This is a genomic window from Kribbella sp. NPDC023855, assembly GCF_040639475.1.
Taxonomy (GTDB): Bacteria; Actinomycetota; Actinomycetes; order Propionibacteriales; family Kribbellaceae; genus Kribbella.
Genome location: NZ_JBFAAA010000003.1, coordinates 617,190 through 634,868 on the forward strand (window position 1 = coordinate 617,190; position 17,679 = coordinate 634,868).

The 17,679-nt window shown below is 68.6% G+C and carries 21 protein-coding genes; 8 read left to right on the plus strand and 13 right to left on the minus strand.

The features are described 5' to 3' along the window. Nucleotides 1-28 precede the first annotated feature (28 nt). From AB0F51_RS13820 to AB0F51_RS13830, 3 genes are all read right to left on the minus strand, one after another. The gene (locus AB0F51_RS13820) at nt 29-283 is read right to left on the minus strand and encodes a hypothetical protein (RefSeq protein WP_360278929.1); all 255 of its coding nucleotides are present in this window, start codon (nt 281-283) and stop codon (nt 29-31) included. Continuing rightward, nucleotides 280-597, minus strand: a complete 318-nt coding sequence (locus tag AB0F51_RS13825) for a hypothetical protein (protein WP_360278932.1) — start codon at nt 595-597, stop codon at nt 280-282. Before AB0F51_RS13825 ends, AB0F51_RS13820 begins: the two co-directional genes overlap by 4 nt. A 244-nt stretch (nt 598-841) precedes the next feature. Then, entirely contained in the window at nt 842-1,771 is a 930-nt protein-coding gene (locus tag AB0F51_RS13830; protein ID WP_360278934.1) for a proline dehydrogenase family protein, read from the minus strand. 217 nt (nt 1,772-1,988) lie between these two features. Between AB0F51_RS13830 and AB0F51_RS13835 the strand changes: the two genes are divergently transcribed. Continuing rightward, nucleotides 1,989-3,023, plus strand: coding sequence for a DUF695 domain-containing protein (locus tag AB0F51_RS13835; RefSeq protein WP_360278937.1), 1,035 nt, complete (start codon nt 1,989-1,991; stop codon nt 3,021-3,023). On the opposite strand, the gene AB0F51_RS13840 is transcribed toward AB0F51_RS13835, so the two are convergent. Together AB0F51_RS13840 and AB0F51_RS13845 are read right to left on the minus strand one after the other, a co-directional pair. After that, the gene (locus tag AB0F51_RS13840) at nt 3,016-3,789 is read right to left on the minus strand and encodes an MFS transporter (RefSeq protein WP_360278940.1); all 774 of its coding nucleotides are present in this window, start codon (nt 3,787-3,789) and stop codon (nt 3,016-3,018) included. The two genes, AB0F51_RS13835 and AB0F51_RS13840, sit on opposite strands and share 8 nt — an antisense overlap. A gap of 15 nt (nt 3,790-3,804) precedes the next feature. Next, on the minus strand, nt 3,805-4,488 hold the full coding sequence (locus AB0F51_RS13845) for an MFS transporter (protein WP_360278942.1): 684 nt from the start codon (nt 4,486-4,488) through the stop codon (nt 3,805-3,807). A 117-nt stretch (nt 4,489-4,605) separates the two neighbouring features. On the opposite strand from AB0F51_RS13845, the gene soxR reads away from it, so the two are divergent. Then, complete coding sequence (soxR, locus tag AB0F51_RS13850; protein ID WP_360278944.1) at nt 4,606-5,073, plus strand: redox-sensitive transcriptional activator SoxR; 468 nt, start codon at nt 4,606-4,608, stop codon at nt 5,071-5,073. Between the two features lie 3 nt (nt 5,074-5,076). On the opposite strand, the gene AB0F51_RS13855 is transcribed toward soxR, so the two are convergent. The 6 genes from AB0F51_RS13855 to AB0F51_RS13880 are packed head-to-tail and all read right to left on the minus strand — an operon-like array spanning nt 5,077 to nt 9,663. Continuing rightward, nucleotides 5,077-5,814 carry an ABC transporter permease gene (locus AB0F51_RS13855; protein WP_360278946.1) on the minus strand — a complete coding sequence of 246 codons (738 nt, stop codon included), beginning with the start codon at nt 5,812-5,814 and terminating at the stop codon, nt 5,077-5,079. Next, the gene (locus tag AB0F51_RS13860) at nt 5,811-6,539 is read right to left on the minus strand and encodes an ABC transporter ATP-binding protein (protein ID WP_360278950.1); all 729 of its coding nucleotides are present in this window, start codon (nt 6,537-6,539) and stop codon (nt 5,811-5,813) included. Before AB0F51_RS13860 ends, AB0F51_RS13855 begins: the two co-directional genes overlap by 4 nt. A 47-nt stretch (nt 6,540-6,586) precedes the next feature. Continuing rightward, nucleotides 6,587-7,138, minus strand: coding sequence for an HDIG domain-containing metalloprotein (locus AB0F51_RS13865; RefSeq protein ID WP_360278953.1), 552 nt, complete (start codon nt 7,136-7,138; stop codon nt 6,587-6,589). Then, the gene (locus AB0F51_RS13870; RefSeq protein ID WP_360278955.1) at nt 7,135-7,848 is read right to left on the minus strand and encodes a TetR family transcriptional regulator; all 714 of its coding nucleotides are present in this window, start codon (nt 7,846-7,848) and stop codon (nt 7,135-7,137) included. Before AB0F51_RS13870 ends, AB0F51_RS13865 begins: the two co-directional genes overlap by 4 nt. After that, nucleotides 7,845-8,708 carry a sugar phosphate isomerase/epimerase gene (locus AB0F51_RS13875; protein ID WP_360278958.1) on the minus strand — a complete coding sequence of 288 codons (864 nt, stop codon included), beginning with the start codon at nt 8,706-8,708 and terminating at the stop codon, nt 7,845-7,847. The genes AB0F51_RS13870 and AB0F51_RS13875 overlap by 4 nt, the downstream gene beginning before the upstream one ends. A 22-nt stretch (nt 8,709-8,730) precedes the next feature. Further along, nucleotides 8,731-9,663: a Ppx/GppA phosphatase family protein gene (locus tag AB0F51_RS13880; RefSeq protein WP_360278960.1), complete on the minus strand. Its 933-nt coding sequence runs from the start codon at nt 9,661-9,663 to the stop codon at nt 8,731-8,733. Between the two features lie 66 nt (nt 9,664-9,729). Here AB0F51_RS13880 and AB0F51_RS13885 point away from each other — a divergent pair, with 66 nt between their 5' ends. The 3 genes from AB0F51_RS13885 (at nt 9,730) to AB0F51_RS13895 (ending at nt 11,935) form a co-directional block, all read left to right on the plus strand. After that, nucleotides 9,730-10,470, plus strand: coding sequence for a hypothetical protein (locus tag AB0F51_RS13885; RefSeq protein ID WP_360278962.1), 741 nt, complete (start codon nt 9,730-9,732; stop codon nt 10,468-10,470). 114 nt (nt 10,471-10,584) lie between these two features. Then, nucleotides 10,585-11,217: a VOC family protein gene (locus tag AB0F51_RS13890; RefSeq protein WP_360278965.1), complete on the plus strand. Its 633-nt coding sequence runs from the start codon at nt 10,585-10,587 to the stop codon at nt 11,215-11,217. A 7-nt stretch (nt 11,218-11,224) separates the two neighbouring features. After that, nucleotides 11,225-11,935: a peptidase E gene (locus AB0F51_RS13895; RefSeq protein ID WP_360278967.1), complete on the plus strand. Its 711-nt coding sequence runs from the start codon at nt 11,225-11,227 to the stop codon at nt 11,933-11,935. Here the strand turns inward: AB0F51_RS13895 and AB0F51_RS13900 are convergent. Continuing rightward, entirely contained in the window at nt 11,921-13,417 is a 1,497-nt protein-coding gene (locus AB0F51_RS13900; protein WP_360278970.1) for a wax ester/triacylglycerol synthase family O-acyltransferase, read from the minus strand. The genes AB0F51_RS13895 and AB0F51_RS13900 overlap by 15 nt on opposite strands. Before the next feature lie 99 nt (nt 13,418-13,516). Beyond that, nucleotides 13,517-14,941, minus strand: a complete 1,425-nt coding sequence (locus AB0F51_RS13905; protein ID WP_360278972.1) for a beta-N-acetylhexosaminidase — start codon at nt 14,939-14,941, stop codon at nt 13,517-13,519. A 209-nt stretch (nt 14,942-15,150) separates the two neighbouring features. Between AB0F51_RS13905 and AB0F51_RS13910 the strand changes: the two genes are divergently transcribed. The 3 genes from AB0F51_RS13910 to AB0F51_RS13920 are packed head-to-tail and all read left to right on the plus strand — an operon-like array spanning nt 15,151 to nt 17,648. Beyond that, entirely contained in the window at nt 15,151-16,440 is a 1,290-nt protein-coding gene (locus tag AB0F51_RS13910; protein WP_360278974.1) for an MFS transporter, read from the plus strand. Between the two features lie 15 nt (nt 16,441-16,455). Then, a complete protein-coding gene (locus AB0F51_RS13915) occupies nt 16,456-16,905 on the plus strand; it encodes a GNAT family N-acetyltransferase (protein WP_360278976.1) in 450 nt (149 codons plus the stop codon). 44 nt (nt 16,906-16,949) lie between these two features. Continuing rightward, nucleotides 16,950-17,648 carry a class I SAM-dependent methyltransferase gene (locus AB0F51_RS13920; RefSeq protein ID WP_360278979.1) on the plus strand — a complete coding sequence of 233 codons (699 nt, stop codon included), beginning with the start codon at nt 16,950-16,952 and terminating at the stop codon, nt 17,646-17,648. Nucleotides 17,649-17,679 lie beyond the last annotated feature (31 nt).

Genomic DNA, 17,679 nt, shown 5'->3' on the forward strand with positions numbered 1-17,679 from the left:
CAGCTGAAGTGCAGAGATAGTGCGTGCATCAGCCGGTCAGCTGGATGTCTTTCCCGGCCTTGAGCATCTGGTGGTTGGTTTTGAAGCCGATCAGGGGGTCGGTGGCGATGGCGGTCAGTACGTCGGCGGTGATCGGCGGGTCGGAGACGCCGCGAGGGGATGCTGAGACGAGTAGGAATTCGTCTGGGCGTGTGACCGCCACCATTGTCGTGTCCTGGTCGGTGACACGGGCGACGGTCAGCTTCACACCGTCCTCGAGATGGCGGGTCTCACAGACCGTCATGTCGAGCGACAGTTGTCGCAGTCGCCCATCGAGTCGGCCGGCCATCCCTTCAACCGGTGCACCTCGATCCCAACCAGAACCGGCTTGCCGCCGACGTCATAGGTGAGTCGTGCGTACAGCCTGTCGCCTCCGCCGTCCATCACCTTGAGTAACTTCGCATCGCTCGGCACGTGCCGAGCAGCGGCCGCTGCCACCGCCTGGACAGTCGCCGGTTGCGTCGGATCGTTGCGCCCGACCGCCCAGCGGATACCACCGACACCCGCCGAACCAGCGGCCAGTACGACGGCCGCCGTGACGGCATATGCCCTCTTCATACCTGCCCCCTCAACGAAAGGAGGCAGAGTCTATGCGGGCCCGGACCAATCGGCCGGGCGGTCGCGACTTACCCGAGCGCCGCGCGTACGCGCGGCGGGACCACGCGACCGCAGTAGCTCACGCAGCAGGCTGCTGCCGCACCGTGGTCGAATCGCGCGACGCAGGAGCGCATCACACCGGGCGGGTGGGAGCGGTCGAACGAGCACGCGACGCAGGAGCGGGCGTCGGAGCCCGCGTGGGGTGCTACTTCTTGCTGATGAGCGAGCGTGCGAAGAACTGGAGGTTGGCGGGCCGTTCGGCGAGGCGGCGTACCAGGTAGCCGTACCAGTCTTCGCCGTACGGGATGTAGACGCGGACCGTTTGGCCGTTGCGGGCCAGGCGGAGCTGCTCTTCCGGCCGGATGCCGTAGAGCATCTGGTACTCGTAGCTGCCCGCAGCGCGACCTGCGCGGTCGGCGAGGGAGCCGGCGATGGCGATCAGGCGGGGGTCGTGGGAGGCGATCATCGGGTAGCCGGCGCCGTTCATCAGGACCTTCATCGCGCGGACGTACGCCTTGTCGACGGTGCGCTTGTCCTGGAAGGCGACCGACTCGGGCTCCTTGTAGGCGCCCTTGCACAGGCGGACCCGTGAGCCGGCGTACGCCAGGTCGACGCAGTCTGCTTCGGTACGCCGGAGGTAGGCCTGTAGGACGGCTCCCGTTTCGGGGAAGTCCTGGCGCAGTTCGCGCAGGATGCTCAGGGTGGAGTCGGTGGTGGTGTGGTCCTCCATGTCGAGGGTGACCGTCGTACCGGCGTTGCGGGCCGCGTGGCAGATCGAGCGCGCGTTCTCCAGGGCGATCTTCTCGCCGTCGCCGGGCAGCGCCTGGCCGACAGCAGAAAGCTTCACCGAGACCTCGGCGTTGGTGGTCAGCCCGGCAGCGGACAACTGACGGAGCAGGTCGAGGTAGGCGTCGGCCGTCGCGGTGGCGGCGGCGACATCGGTGACGTCCTCGCCCAGGTGGTCGAGGGTGACGTTCAGGCCGTTGCTGACCAGCTTCTCGGTGGCCAGGACGGCCTCCGGAGCGGTCTCGCCGGCCACGAACCGGGCCACGATGCCGCTGGACACCGGCAGCGCGGTGACGGCCTTCTTGATCTTGGGGCTGCGGGACACGCCCAGCAGGACTCGCCGAAGCACTTTTGCGTTCCTCCTCGTTTCCCGTCCCACCCGGCCCCGTTGTGCCGCGCGATGAATCAGGGGTGTCAGCAGGCTACGCGCCTGAACCTTTCGGCCCCTAATGGTCACGCCCACTCTGCACCGCGAGTGTGGCCAGGACCACACCAGTGGTACCACTGGTCCTGGTATACAAACGCCCCGGTTCCGGTTGGCCCGCGTTCCGAGGGAGGATGCGAGCATGCCTTTGTTCAAGCGCCGCAAGGCCGCGACCGGTGACCCGATCGGTGAGTTCTGGGCCTGGTGGACCGCGAAAGGCGCGGACGCGGTGGCGGCTGCCATCGCGAAGCAGGACCCGAACTCGACCGCCGAGGTGCTGTCGCGCTACGTCTCGCGGATCCACGGCAACCTCGACTGGGAGCTCGGCCCCGGCCTGCACGCCTCGCACGTCCTGGTGGTGACGGCCGCCGGCGACCCCAGTACTCGCGCCTTCGCCCGGCGCTGGCTGCGGGCGGCACCGCCGTCGGACGAGACCTGGGAGTACGCCGACATGCGCCGCCCGGCGCCGGATGTCACGATCCGCTTCGAGGGGATGCCGCCGGTGCAGATCGACGCGGCGGTCGTCACGATCGAGGCTGACACCCGCGAAGCCGCCCTGCACGTCGGGGTCCACCATCCGACGTTCAGCGACCTTCCGGAGCACCTGCAGAAGCGGGTCACGTTCCTGCTGCTCGACCTGGTGCTGGGCGAGGAGCTCGTCGAGACCTGGGTCGGCGCGATCGAGACCGCGGTGGAGCGCCCGGCGGACGCAGTACCGATCACTCAGTTGTTGCCGGCTGTGGCGGCGTTTGCTGCTGATCATGTTGCCGAGGACGGTGGGCCGAGCTGGCGGTTGATGGAGGGTACGACGGCCGACGGGCATCGGCTGGTCGCGACGGCGATGGTGCCGCTGCGGTCGGTGCAGCTCCCCCACCTGGACACGCACGTCGCTGTCTCGGTTCCGTACAAGGCAGCTCGCGAAGACGGCCTGCCGTTGGACGAGACACTCAGCCACCTGCGTGACTTCGAGGATCATCTGACCGCTCGCCTCGGCGACTCCGGCCGGCTGCTCGCGCACGAGACCGCCGCGGGACACCGGATCTTGCACTACTACGTCGACGGCACCACGCCCGCCGCTGCCCAGGTCGAAGCCGCGATCGGCGGCTGGCCGGACGGCCGGGTGACAGTCAACGTCTCCACCGACGCCGGTTGGGAAGGCGTCCGCCACCTCAGCTGACTTTCACCTCCGCTGTCCGCTTGTACATCAGGCCAGCGACGACGAGGCTCAAGGTCAAGCAGAGGATGCCGATGCACAGTTGCGTCAGCTGCCACGACGAAGTGATGGCATCCAGCTCGAACTGTGCGTGATCACCGATGCGGCCGGAGCTGACGGCCGCGGCTCGACTGATGTCGCCCTCGAGCTTGGACGTGAGGAAGCCGAGGAGCGAAGCGCTGAAGCCGGCGATGACGAGCGCCTCGGCGGCTCCGCGAAGGGTGTTCAGAAACCCTGCTGCCGCGCCGACGGTGTCCGGCGGGACGAGACTCATCGCCTGGCCGTCAGTGAGCCCGAACGACGCGCCCATCCCGATGCCGATCAGGAGCAGCGGTACGACGATCACCGCCACGGTGTCGCCGGGTCGCAACACCATCAGCGACAAGTTGCCGATGACAACAAATGCCAGCGCGAGCAGGATCAGCAAGCGAGCCGAGATCCCCTTGTTCACCAGGGATACCGCGATCATCGGCATCACCAGGACAGGTGCGGTCAGCAACAACATGGTCAGCCCCGCGACGGCCGGGCTCAACCCCGTCGCGGCCTGGAGGTACGTCGGCAGGAACACCAGTACTCCGAGGAACCCGATCGACGTCGTCACCGTCGCCAGGCTCCACGCCATGAACTGACGGTTCGCCACGAGCGCGGGCGCCAGCACCGGGGCCTCGGTCCGGCGCTGCACGATCGCGAACACCACCAGGGCAAGCAGGCCGACCAGCAAGGACACCACGATGCGGGGATCCGTTCATCCGCGGGCGGGCGCTTGCAGGACGCCGTACATGAGGATGGACAGGGCGGCGACGAACAGGATGCTGCCTAGCCAGTCGGTGGAACCACCGGGTGAGCGCGACTCGCGCAACCGGGTCCCGCCGACCGCGACGAGCAGGCCGATGATCGCGAAGACGGCGAAGCTGCCGCGCCAGCCGGTGGCCGAGACCAGCAGGCCGCACAACGTCGGTCCGATCGCGATGCCGACACCGGCCATGGTGCCCATCAGGGCGAACGCGCGGTTGCGCGCCGGGCCGTCGTACGTCGACGCGAGCAGGGCGCCGCCTGCCGCCATCATGCCCGCGGCGCCGATCCCCGAGAGGATCCGGGCCGCGTCGGTGATCACGATCGACGGGCTGAGCGCCGTCACCAGGAAGCCGGTCGCGAAGATGCCCCCGGTGCCGACGAACACCCGGCGCCGGCCGACCCGGTCGGCGGTTGCCCCGGCCACCAGCGTCATGGCGGCGAAGGCCAGGTTGTAGCCCGCGACCACCCAGTTCAACGGCGATCCGGAGGTGCCGAAATCCTTGCCGATACTCGGCAAGGCCACCGCGGTGCCGGAGATCGACATCGCGACCAGCACCACGGCCGCGAGTACGACAGGCAGGGTGGGCGTCGCGGTTCGGGTCGCCGGCTTGGTGGACGGAGGTGACGAGGTCATGACGGGCTCACTTTCGCGGGTCCGGGAAGATTGGCCGGATCAGCTCAGCGGCTCAACCATGGTTGAGCGCAAGTCCTTGACCTCAACCGTGGTTGAACTCGTAGCGTCCTGCCCACGATGGACAGCTCGGTGGACCCCAACGTTCCCCTCGCGATCGGCGAGGTGATCCGGCGTACCGGTGTTTCCGCGTCGGCGTTGCACTTCTACGAGCGCAAAGGGTTGATCTTCTCGTCCCGCGACGGCTGCAACCAGCGGCTCTACGCCCGCCACATGTTGCGCCGTATCTCGCTGATCATCGTCGCCAAGCGGCTCGGCGTACCGCTGGCCGAGTTGGCCGCCATGTTCGCTTGCCTTCCCCAGGACCACCACTCCCCTACCCACGAGGACTGGCAGCGGATGTCCCGCACCTGGAAGCGCCAGCTCCAGGAACGCCGCCGGGTCCTCGAAGACCTCGAACACGAACTCACCGGCTGCATCGGCTGCGGCTGCCTGTCGATGAAAGCCTGCGCACTCCTCAACCCCGACGACACCCTGCAGGACCAAGGCCCGGGCCCGGTCCGCCTGCGACAATCACCTCGCCGCTGACTGCTACGGGGTACGGCGCCGGAGGGTTGCCGCGCCGAGGGTGAGAGCGGCCAGGATGAATGCGGCCACGATGAGCGCATCGGTCCCGGCACCCTCCCCAAACCCGTTGCCTCTAGCAACACCGGCGACCGCGTCCACGGCGTACGAAAGAGGTAGCACGTCGCTGACAGCGTGCAGTACGCCGGGAAGCTGGTCGCGGGGCAGGAGCAGGCCGCAGAGCAGCAACTGCGGGATCATCACGGCCGGCATCAGCTGGACCGCCTGGAACTCCGTCGCTGCGAACGCGCTCGCGAACAGGCCGAGCGCAGTACCGAGGATGCCGTCGAGGACCGCGACCACGCCGAGTTGCCAGGCGTCACCGCGGATGTCGAGGTCGAGCGCGTAGAGGGCGATCGACACCACCACGACGGCCTGGACGATGGCGATCAGCGCGAAGGCGAGCGCGTAGCCGAGCAGGAAGTCGAGCTTGCCCATCGGCATCGTGAACAGGCGGGCCAGCGTGCCGGTGGACCGCTCCCGCAGCGTCGCGACCGAGGTGACGATGAACATGATGATGGAGGGGAAGACCGCGAGCAGCGGCCCGCCGACCCGGTCGAAGGTGGCCGGCGAGTCCTGGAACATCCACCACATCAGGCTGACCAGCAAGGCCGGCATCACGATCAGCATCGCCACCGTTCGGTGGTCACGGCGCAACTGGGCGATCACCCGGGCGGTCATCGCGAACGTCACTCGGAGCGTCATCGGGCACCGGCCTTCCGGTCGATCAGGGTGAGGAAGGCCTGCTCGATGTCGACGGTCCCGGCCGAGTCGAGCAGCGCCTGCGGGGTTTCGTCGGCGAGCAGATCGCCGTCGCGCATCAGCAGCAGCCGGTCGCAGCGGCTCGCCTCGTCCATCACGTGGCTCGAGACCAGCAGGGTCGCGCCGTCAGCGGCCAGCCGGTGGAACAGGTCCCAGAGGTCGCGTCGCAGTACGGGATCCAAGCCGACCGTGGGCTCGTCAAGGACGAGCAGCTCGGGGCTGCCGAGCAGCGCCGCGGCCAGCGACGCCCGGGACTGCTGACCGCCGGAGAGCTGGTCGACACGTTCGTCCGCGTGACTGCGGAGATCCACGACATCGATGACCCGATCGACATCGTCGGGCGGAGCACCCAGTACTGCGGCGAAAAAGCGCAGGTTCTCCGTGACGGACAGGTCGCCGTAGACGCTGGGCTCCTGGGTGACGTAGCCGATCCGACCGCGCAGCTCGGCCGCACCGGCCGGCAGACCGAGCACCTGGACGTCACCGGTGACCTTGGCCTGCAACCCGGCGATCGCCCGGATCAGCGTGGTCTTGCCGCACCCGGACGGGCCGAGCAGCCCGATCACCGTGCCGGCCCGGAGATCGAAGCTGAGGCCGTGCAGGACCTCACGAGCCCCGCGCACCACCACGACGTCCCGGCAAGACACCGCCACCTCGTTTTTCATCATGTGATGAATTTAGCGCGAAGCCGGTCGACTGGCAACTGGTCGGAGAGTCAGATTCGGGAAGGCAGCTCGGGTACGCCGTACCGCTCGACCAGCCCGGCGAAGCGAGCGGCCTTGGCCGCGCCGAAGCGCAGTACGGAGGTCTGGTACTCCGCGGCCGTGACGAACTTCGGTGGCGTGGTCTTGCTGTGGAACTTGTCGGCGTACATCACCAACTCCTCCTCAGCCGTCTCGGCCAGGTAGTCGCCAGGTGGGATCGGCAGGTTCTGCCGTACGACGTCGTCGCGGCTCAACCCCACACCGGTGTGATGCGAGCAGAACCGGCAGAGCTCCTCGGGAAAACCCAGCTCCTGCAGCAGCTCATGCCCGAGTACTCCGTGGCGGATGTAGCCGGAGCCGTCGAGCCGGTAGACCCCGATGTCGTGCAGGAGGCTGCCCGCGCGGACCAGGTCGACGTCCACTTCGAGGTTGTTGCGCACGATCAGCTGTTCGGCCAGGTCACAGACGATCTGGCAGTGGCCGTGGACGAGTTCGAAGGCCTCGCGGGTCGGCGCGTACTGCGCGTGCAGGTCGCGGATCTCGCTGTCGGTGGGCAGCTTCACGCGGTCAGGTAGTGCTGCAAGGTCGGGGCCAGCCGCTCGATCAGGTCGGGGACGCTGGCGGAGGCGATCGGCTCGAGCTCCACCAGGTACCGGGCCATCGCCATCCCCATCAGCTGGCTGGCGACCAGCGTCACGCGCAACTCTGCATCCGGTACGTCGAGGGTCTGTGACACCGGCTTGATGATCAGCCGGGTGATGCCCTCCCGCATCAGCCGGGCTACCTCGTCGTGGCCGGCCATGCTGCGCAGGAGCGCCTTCATCCGCTGCTGCCCCTCGGGCGACTCCCAGACGGACAGGAAGGTGGTGACGATCCGCCGGCCGAGCTCGTCGGGCGGACCTTGCCGCACCCGCGCGGCCACTTGCCGTGGATCGATCGGCAGCCCGATCGCTTCGATGAACAGCTCGTCCTTGCCGGCGAAGTAGTGGTGCACGAGCGCCGCATCAACGCCCGCCTCACGCGCGACGGCTCGCAGCGAGGTCGCCGCGAATCCCTTGCTGGCAAAGGATTCCCGAGCCGCCCGCAGGATCTCTCCCCGAGTGTCGGGCCCACCGGGCCGGCGCCCCGGACTCCGCGAGCCGGCAGCGGACTTCGCCGTACTGCGTGGGGTGCGGGGCGTGCGTGGCTTGCCGGTAGCGGGTTTCGGCGTACGAGGCGAGCCGCGGTCCGGCGTCGGCACCTTGCCCGCGGCGGCCGGCGTGCTCGGGCTCACGAGGTCAGCTCCGACACCTCGCCGTCGCTGGTCACGGCGAAGGCTTGGCGCCGGGACAGGACGGCGTCGGTGGTGCGGGTGAAGTGCTTGCGGGTGAACTCGAGCGACTCGATCAGGTCGACCTCGCGCTCGGACCGGCTGGTCGCGCGGCGGGTGTTGATCTCGATGATGATGTGCCCGGTGAAGTCCTGGTTCGCCAGCCCGTGCAGCAGATCGGCGGCCCGCTGGGTGCCACGGCCCGGCACCAGGTGCTCGTCCTTCGCCGAGCCGGTGCCGTCGGTCAGGTGCACGTGCTTCAGCGTCTTGCCCATCGTCGCGGCGAGCTCGACGCAGTCCTGCTCGGCGGTCGAGGAGTGCGACAGGTCCAGCGTGGTGTGGGCGTAGGTCTGCTCGGTCGGGTCCCAGCTCGGCGCGTACGCCTGCAACCCCTTGCCGGGCGCGCGCCACGGGTACATGTTCTCGACCGCGAAGATGATCCCGGTCTCCGCCTCCAGCCGCGCGATGCCCTCGACGAACCCGCGCGCGTAGTCGCGCTGCCACCGGAACGGCGGGTGGACGACCACCACGTCGGCACCCAGCGCGGACGCCGCCTCGGCACTGCGCTCGAGCTTGCCCCACGGGTCGGTGCCCCAGACCCGCTGGGTGATCAGCAGGCAGGGCGCGTGGATCGCGAGCACCGGCAACTGGTGGTAGTCGACCAGCCGCTGGATGGCGTCGATCTGGGTGCTCAGCGGGTCGATGCCGACCATCACCTCGACGCCGTCGTACCCGAGCCGGGAGGCCAGCTCGAAGCAGCTGGCGGTCGACTCCGGGTAGACCGAAGCGTTGGACAGGCCGATCCTGGCGGTGTTGCGGGTCATTTCGTCGTGCCTTCGCGCTTGTTCATCGGGGCTGCAACTGGTCCAGACGGGACAGAATCACGCCTTCGCGCAAGGCCCACGGACAGACCTCCAGGGAGGCCAGGTCGAAAAGGTCCATCACGGCGTCGGCGACCAGCGCGCCGGCGACCAGCTGGTTCGAGCGACCCGCCGAGACGCCAGGCAGCTCGGCCCGCTCGGCCGCGGACATCGCGGTCAGCTTCGGCATCCACTCGGTCAGGTCTTCGCGGTCGAGTGAGCGGGCCACGTACGGCCCGTCGTCGGACGGCGCCGCCCCACAGATCCGCGCCAGCGACCGGAACGTCTTGCTGGTCGCCACCGAGCGCTGCGGCTTGCCGGCCCGCAGTACGTCGCCCGCGACCGCCGCCATCTCGACCCGGATCCGTTTGCGCAGCGCCTTGACCTCGTCCTTGTCCGGCGGGTCCTGGGTCAGCGACTCGCGGGTCAGCCGGCCGGCGCCCAGCGGCACGGAGACCGCGACCGTGGGTTCCTCGTCGGAGCCGGCCGCGATCTCGAGCGACCCGCCACCGATGTCGAAGACCGCCAGCCGGCCGGACGACCAGCCGAACCACCGGCGGACGGCGAGGAAGGTCAGCCGCGCCTCGTCCTGTCCGGACAGCACGTCGAGGTCGACCGCGGCCTCCTTCCGGACCCGGTCCAGCACCTTCTCGCCGTTCGGCGCCTCGCGCAGCGCGGAGGTGGCGAAGGCGAGGACGGACTCACAGCCCTTGTCCTCGGCCAGCTCGGCCGCCTCCGTGACGAAGGAGACCAGCTCGTCGGCACCGGACTTGGCGATCTTGCCGTCCTTGTCCAGGTGCTCGGCCAGCTTCAGCTCCGTCTTGTGCGAGTACGCCGGCAGCGGCGCGGCACCACGATGCGCATCCACCACGAGGAGATGGACAGTGTTTGATCCCACGTCGAGTACGCCGAGCCGCATACCCTCACGCTACTGGACTCGGAGTCTGTGGCTGAGCGGGCGGCGGGAAAGACGTACTCTTGCCACGTGCCTGAGGTATCTCTTGACTTCCCCCGTGCCTATGTCGAGTTCGTCGACCCCGACGACCCCGACCAGGTGTTCCGGTGTGACCTGACCTGGCTGACCTCCAACTGGACCTGCATCTTCGGCGGGGGCTGCAAGGGCATCTACAAGGGCCGCCCGAACGACGGCTGCTGCACGCTCGGCGCGCACTTCTCCGACGAGGAGGACGAGGCCCGGGTCAAGGGCTACGTCAAGCAGCTGAGCAACGAGGACTGGCAGTACCGCAAGGAAGGCAAGAAGAACGGCTGGGTCGAGACCGACGACGACGGCGACCGCAAGACGCGCGTCTGGGAAGGCGCCTGCATCTTCCTGAACCGGCCGGACTTCCCCGGTGGTGGCGGCTGCGCGCTGCACGGTCTGGCGCTGAAGCAGGGCGTCCACTTCGTCGAGACCAAGCCGGACGTCTGCTGGCAGCTGCCGATCCGGCGGACCTTCCGCGAGGTCGAGCGGCCGGACGGGACGTCGTACACGGAGGTCGGGATCGGGGAGTACGACCGGCGCGGCTGGGGGCCGGGTGGGCACGATCTGGACTGGTACTGCACCGGTAACACCGAGGCGCACATCGCGGTCGAGGCGGTCTTCGAGTCGAGCAAGGTCGAGCTGCAGACGCTGATGGGACTGAAGGCGTACGACGTGCTGGCGGAGTACTGCCGGCAGCACCTCGACGCGGGCCGTCAGTTGCTGCCGCACCCGGCTTCCCGCTAGGAACTCTTTCCCCTGTTTCTCCCGGCCTCCACTCTCTTGTTTTTGTAGTTAGGGTTGCCTTCCTTCGACACCCCGGATCCGCGCCGCGGCCTGATAGCGGACACAATGACTGACATGCGCTTGGATCATCTTTCATATGCGGCGGGGCCCGACGGGTACCAAGCGACGGTCGAGCGGTTGTCGGCCGTGCTCGGTGCGGAGTTCGTGGACGGCGGGGTCCACCCACGCTTCGGCACGGTGAACCACGTCCTGCCGCTGGAGAACGACCGCTACATCGAGGTCGTCGACGTGCTGGACCACCCGGCTTCGGACAAGGCGCCGTTCGGCCAGGCCGTCCGCGCCCGCAAGGAGCTCGGCGGCGGCTGGCTCGGCTGGGTGGTGGCGGTCCGCGACATGCCGCGGATGGAGAAGCGGCTCGGGCGTGAGGCAGTCCCGGGCAACCGGCACCGGCCTGACGGGGTGAACATCAGCTGGCGCCAGATCGGCGTCAAGGGCCTGATGTCGGACCCGCAGCTGCCGTTCTTCATCCACTGGGACGACCTGACCCAGCACCCGTCGGTCGGCGGCAAGGGCGTCAAGCTGACCGGTCTCGAGATCGCCGGTGACCCCACCCGCGTCACCGACTGGATCGGCCACCCGGCAGACCACCTGCTCGACGACCTCGACGTCGCCTGGGTCGGCCCCAACGGCCAGCCCGGCCTGGTGGCCGCCATCTTCCAGACCCCCGACGGCATCGTCCGCCTCTGACCGGCCGATGAGCCCGACGCAGATCTTCGCGATCTCCGGCATCCTCACCGGCGACCGCTCCCGCACCCGCGACCTGATCTCGTACGCCGTATCGCTGGCAGCCGTCAGCGGTCCGGCCAAGTTCTGCTTCATCCCGACGGCCGAGGGCGACAACCCGGCAGTGGTCCGCTGGTTCGAAGATGCCTTCGGCAACGACCCCTCGGTCGAGTCGAGTGTGCTGACGCTGTTCACCCGGCCGAACGTCGCCGACGTCCGCTCGTTCCTGCTGGAGCAGGACGTGCTGTGGGTCGGCGGCGGCAGCGTGGTGAACCTGATGGCGGTCTGGCGGGCGCACGGGCTGCCCGAGATCCTGCACGAGTGCTGGCAGAACGGCGTGGTGATGGCCGGCCAGAGCGCCGGCAGCCTGTGCTGGCACATCGGTGGCCCGACCGACTCGTTCAGCGGCTCCCTCGATGCCTTCAGCAACGGACTCGGCTGGCTCCCGTGGAGCAACGGCGTCCACGACGACCTCGCTGACCAGCCGCGGCGTACGACGTACCGGAAACTGGTTGCCTCGGGCGAGCTTCCGCCGGGCTACGCGACCGAGGACGGCGTGGGTCTGCACTACGTCGACGGCACGTTCCACGAGGCCGTGTCGGTGCTGCCTGAAGCGCGGGCCTGGTACGTCGAGCCGGGTGGCGAGGCGGAGATCGTGCCTCGGTATCTAGAGAAGCTCTAGTTCAGCCAGAGACGTTTCCAGGTGGGTCAGGAGGCGTTGCAGATGGGGAACGGTCCGGCGGCAGCCTACGAGGCCGAAGTGGAGTTGCTGGGCGTAGCTGGTGACGCTGATGTTGAGCGCCTGGCCGTTGAGGACGATCGACGCGGGGTAGAGGCCGAGTAGGCGAGAGCGGTTCCAGTACAGGGGGCTCTCGGGCGGGCCGGGGATGTTCGAGATGACCAGGTTGTACGGCGGTGGGGTGCGGCCCGCCAGGCCAGGGATGACCGCGGCGGGGCCTGCCGAGCCGACGCCGAGTGCTCCCATCATCAGGTTCTGCAGGGGACTCAGTTGGGACAGGAATTCCTTGCCGTAGGCGGTGGAGTCCATGATGCGGCCGATCCGGCGGCCGGGGTCGGTTTCGTCCGTGGCCAGATCCGCCATCAGCGTGGCCAGCGAGTTCGCGCCACCCGGAGCGGCCTTGCCGGTACTGCGCAACGAGACCGGCACCATCGCCGTCAACGCCTTGTCCGGAAGGGCGTTCAGCTCCAGCAAGTAGTTGCGCATGGCACCCGAACACATCGCCAGCATCACGTCGTTCAAGGTCGCGCCCGTTGCCGCCCGCACCTTCTCCAGCCGTTCCATCGGCCACGACTGGGCCGCGAACCGGCGGGCTCCGGTGATCGGCTGGTTGAAGATCGTCTGCGGCGCCTGGAACGCGACCGACGAGTGCTCGGTCTGCAACCTCCTGACCGCGCCGCGCAGCCCGACCGACGACAGCCCGGCCAGATCCGCCAGCACCCGCCCCACCCCACCGGCAACGCGGCCGGCCTCATCCGGTAGCCGTCCCACCGCCGCGAAGAGCTCAGCCATCGTCGGCACTCCGCCACCAGCAACCCCGGACTGCCCACTCCCCGGCTCCACCCGGTTACTGCGAGACCAGTCCTCGAGCCCTCCGGGCTGGTCCATCGGGAGGGCATAGGGCGCCGGCATCCCGGTCCGCTTCGGGTCCGTGGTGAGCATCTGCTGCATCCAGCGCAGTGCGGTGACGCCGTCGATCATCGAGTGGTGGATCTTGGTGTAGATCGCGAACCGGCGCCCCTGAACGCCCTCGATCAACTGCATCTCCCACAACGGCCGGCGCCGATCGAGCAGAGTGCCGTGCAATCTGCTGGTCAGCTCGAACAACTCCCGGTACCGCGCGGGACGAGCCAGACCCGACAACCGGACGTGGTACTGCAGGTCGATCTCCTGATCCTGCTCCCACGACCAGTAGCCGAGGTCCAGCGGCCGGTTCCGCACCCGCCGGCTGAAGACCGGATTGATCGTCTGGCCCTGGGTGATCTCCTGGTACAGCCGCGACACGTAGTCCCGCGTCCCGTCCGGAAACACCTGATCCCGGGGACCCTCCGGCAACTCGAAGAGCATCAGGCCACCGACGTGCATCGGCTGCTCGCGCGTCTCGCCGAGCAGGAACATCGCGTCCAGCGGCCCCACCGCGGTCATCCGTCCTCCGCCCCGGAACAAAAGCGCCTCAGACCGCCAGCTCGTGCTGACAACCTGAGGCGACTTTAGTTACCCGCGCAGTATCTGCAAGGTCAGGGATCAGTCGAGCGGGCGGTAGTTCAGGCCGAGGGCCTCGATGCGGGCCAGGTGCGGGCGGAGCCGGGCTAGGAATTCGTCGTACGACGTCTTCGGTGAACCCCAGGCGCGTTCGGCGAAGGCGGACAGTCGCGGGAACAGCATGTAGCCGACCCGCTCCGGGTCCTCCATGTACTCGGTCCAGATCTGGCACTGGGTGCCGACGATCCGCGCTTCCTCCTCGGCGGACAGGCCGGGCGGGATCACCTCGAAGTCGTAGACCGTCCGCAGTGGGATGTTTCCGCCGATCGCGAGCGGCTCGGTGGCCGGGTCACCCTGGTAGTAGTCGAAGTACACCGACTCGCACGGCGCCATCACGGTCTCGTGCCCGGCCTTCACCGCGACCTCGCCGCGCTGGGCGCTGCGCCACGCCATGATGACCGCGTCCTTCGGGCAGTCGGTCTCGACCATCTCGTCCCAGCCGACCAGCCGCCGGCCGTCCTCGGTCAGCACCGCCGCGACCTGCTCGGTGAACCAGCCCTGCAGCTGGCCGGCATCGGTGAGCCCGAGCTCGGCCTGCCGCGCCTGCGCCGCTTCCGACGTACGCCACTGGACGTCCGGGCACTCGTCGCCGCCGAGGTGGATGTACGGGCTCGGGAAGGTATCCAGCACCTCGCGCAGTACCGTCCGGACGAACTCCACCGTCTCGTCGTTGACGTTCAGGACGTCGTCGCTGATCCCCCAGATCTGCCGGACCCCGAGCTGGCTGTCCGGATTGTTGCCCAGCTCCGGGTACGCCGCGATCGCGGCCTGCATGTGCCCGGGCAGATCGATCTCCGGTACGACGGTGATGCCGCGCTCGGCCGCGTAGGCGACGATCTCGCGCAGGTCGTCCTTGGTGTAGAACCCGCCGTGCCGCGTCCCGTCGTAGGTGAACTCGGTCTGGCCGTGCGACATCTTGCCGACCATGGTCTCGGGCCGCCAGGCGCCGACCTCGGTGAGCTTGGGGAACGCATCGATCTGAACCCGCCAGCCCTGGTCGTCGGTGAGGTGCAGGTGCAGCACGTTGAGCCGGTGCAGCGCGATCGCGTCGATCACCCGCAGGACGAACTCCTTGGGCATGAAGTGCCGGGCGACGTCCAGCATCAGCCCGCGCCAGCCGAACCGGGGCGCGTCGGCGATGTGCACGGCCGGTACGGCGAGGCCGCCGTCGGTCTCGGTCGCCGCGTCGAGCAGCTGGCGATAGGTCTGGTCGGCGTACCGCAGCGACTCCTCCGAGCCGGCCGACAGCCGGGCACCGTCGGGCGTCACGTCGATCCGGTACTCCGTCTCGCCGAGGTTCTCCACGACGGTACGGACGGCCTCGGCGGCCGGGTCGGCAGAGACCCAGTGGCCCTCGCCGGCGACGAGCTCTCGGGGGGCGGGGACGATCGCGATCTGTTCGGACATCCGGACTCCAAAATGAGGGCATGGGAACTGATAAAAGAAAGCTTCCAGCGAAAAGCCGCTTGCGGCGACCCTACCCGCGCTGAGACCTTCGCGCCCAGCGTGGGTCCACGCTCTGAACTGCACAAAATTGGCATTGATGAGCACTATCAAGCACTGTGGTCGGGAGAAACTCGCTGCCGCAGCAGCTTGCCGAGTGAGAAGGTAGGCCTGTGCCCGCCGACTCAGCCCCACCCGAACCCAGCATCCCGCAAGACGTAGTACAGGCTCCCGTTACTGCTGCTTCGTTGCAGCGCGGGACCTTGTCGGTGCTGGTGGTCAGCAACGTGCTGGGCGGGGTCGCGGTCGCGAGCGGGTTCGCGGTGGCCGGGTTGCTCGCCGAGAACATCTCCGGATCGACGTCGATGGCAGGGCTCGTCGCGACCTCCACGACGCTGGGCGCGGCGATTCTCGCGGTGCCGCTGGCCAGGCTCGCCCGCTCACAGGGCCGGCGGATCTCGCTGACAGCCGGCTACCTGATCGCCACCGCCGGCGCGCTGCTCAGCATCGTCGCCGCGCAGATCGACTCGCTCGCGCTGCTGCTGTTCGCCGGTTGCCTGTTCGGCAGCGGATCGGCGGCCAACCTGCAGTCCCGGTACGCCGCGACCGACGCCGCCGCTCCGGAGCAGGTCGCGCGGTCCCTGTCGATGGTCGTCTGGGGCACCACCATCGGCGTCGTGGTCGGCCCGAACCTCACCGGCGTCGGCGGCTCACTCGGGTCCTCGCTCGGCATGCTCGCGCTGGCCGGTCCCTACATCTTCTCCGTCGCCGCGTTCTCACTCGCCCTGGCGACCGTCTGGTTCGGCCTGCGCCGCCTCCAGCAGGTCACGGTCCGGCCCGCCGTCCTGGAGCGTCAGCCGCTGACGATCACCTTCCGCCGGGTGATGGCGATCCCGCAGGCCCGGCTCGGGCTGCTGGCGATCGCCACCGCGCACGCGGTGATGGTCGGCGTCATGTCGATGACGTCGGTCCACCTCCGCCACCACGGCGCTTCGCTCACCATCGTCGGGTTCGTGATCAGCGGCCACGTGGCCGGCATGTACGCCCTGTCGCCCGTGATGGGCTTCCTGGCCGACCGGATCGGCCGCATCCAGACCATCGGTATCGGCGTGACCATCCTGACCAGTGCAATGGCAGTGGCGGCTCTGGCTCCGGACGACGCGCACAGCCTGACAGCACTCGCACTGGTACTCCTAGGCCTCGGCTGGTCGGCCTGCTTGGTCTCCGGCTCGGCACTGCTGTCGCGCTCGGTCCCGGAGGACATCCGCACCTCGGCCCAAGGCCTGTCCGACCTCACCATGGGCGTGCTGGCCTCCATCGCCGGTACAGCCGCAGGACCGATCCTTGCCCTGCTTGGCTTCCACTGGCTCGCAGTACTGTGCGGCATGCTGCTCATCCCCGTCGCGGTACTGACGGTGGCGACCGCAAAAACCGCTGGCAGAGCAGGCGGTACTGCGGGTTAACGTGACCCGCATGAGGTGAGCCTGCGCGCGATCACGCCGGACGACCTGCCGGAACTGTTCGAGCACCAGCACGATCCGGCCGGCGCCGCGATGGCCGGGATGCCGATCCGCGAGGAAGCCGACTTCTACGCACACCGGACCAAGGTCGAGGCCGATCCGTCGATCGAGACGCGGGCGATCATCGTCGACGGCGAACTGGCCGGTGACACGGTCAGCTATGTCGACGACAGCGGCCGGCATGTCGGCTACCGGATCGCCCAGCGGTTCTGGGGTCGCGGGGTCGCCACCGCGGCGTTGCGGCTCTTCCTCGCAGAGCTGCCCGATCGGCCGCTGCACGCCGACCTGCTGAAGACCAACATCGGTTCCCGCCGCGTCCTGGAAAAGTGCGGCTTCCGCCTCCTCGGCCCCGAGGAACTCCCCGAAGACGCTGACCCCGATTCGTTCTACATGCGCCTCGACAGCTGACCGGTACGCCGGTGCGCAGCCCGCGGATGGGTAGGGTTGCGGGCGTGGTGAACATCGCGGAGGGTGGGATTCCGAGCCCGAACATCTGGCACCACCCCGGTGTTTACGAGGTGGAGAACCGGGCGGTCGATCCGGACGGGGTGATCGAGCCGGCGATGCGGGCGATCCGGGACTGGGACGGTGCGACGGTCCTGGATCTGGGGTGTGGCACCGGCTACCACTTGCCCCGGTTTGCGGCGACTGCCCGTCAGGTGATCGGGGTCGAGCCGCATGGCGAGCTGGTGGGCGCTGCGCAGCGGCGTACCAGGTTGTTGTCCAACGTCGAGGTGCGGCAGGGGACGGCACAGAAGTTGCCGGTCGCGGACGCCTCGATCGACGTGATGCACGCGCGCTGGGCGTACTTCTTCGGACCGGGCTGCGAGCCCGGCTTGGCCGAGCTGGACCGGGTGATGCGGCGGGGCGGGACCGCGTTCGTGATCGACAACGACGGCAGCCGGTCGACCTTCGGGCGCTGGTTCAGCGAGTGCTATCCGATGATCAAACCGGCCGAGGTGGAACGCTTCTGGCTGACCCGCGGCTGGCAGCGGACCGCGCTGGACATGGGCTGGCGTTTCGAGCGGCGCGCGGACCTGGAGGCAGTGATCCGGATCGAGTTCAAGCCGGCCGACGCCGAGCGGATCATCGCCTCGCACACGGGTGTCGAGGTCGACTACGCGATCAACCTGTGGAGCAAGACCTACTAGCTTCAGGACGCGCGCTGGGCTGCGGAGAACC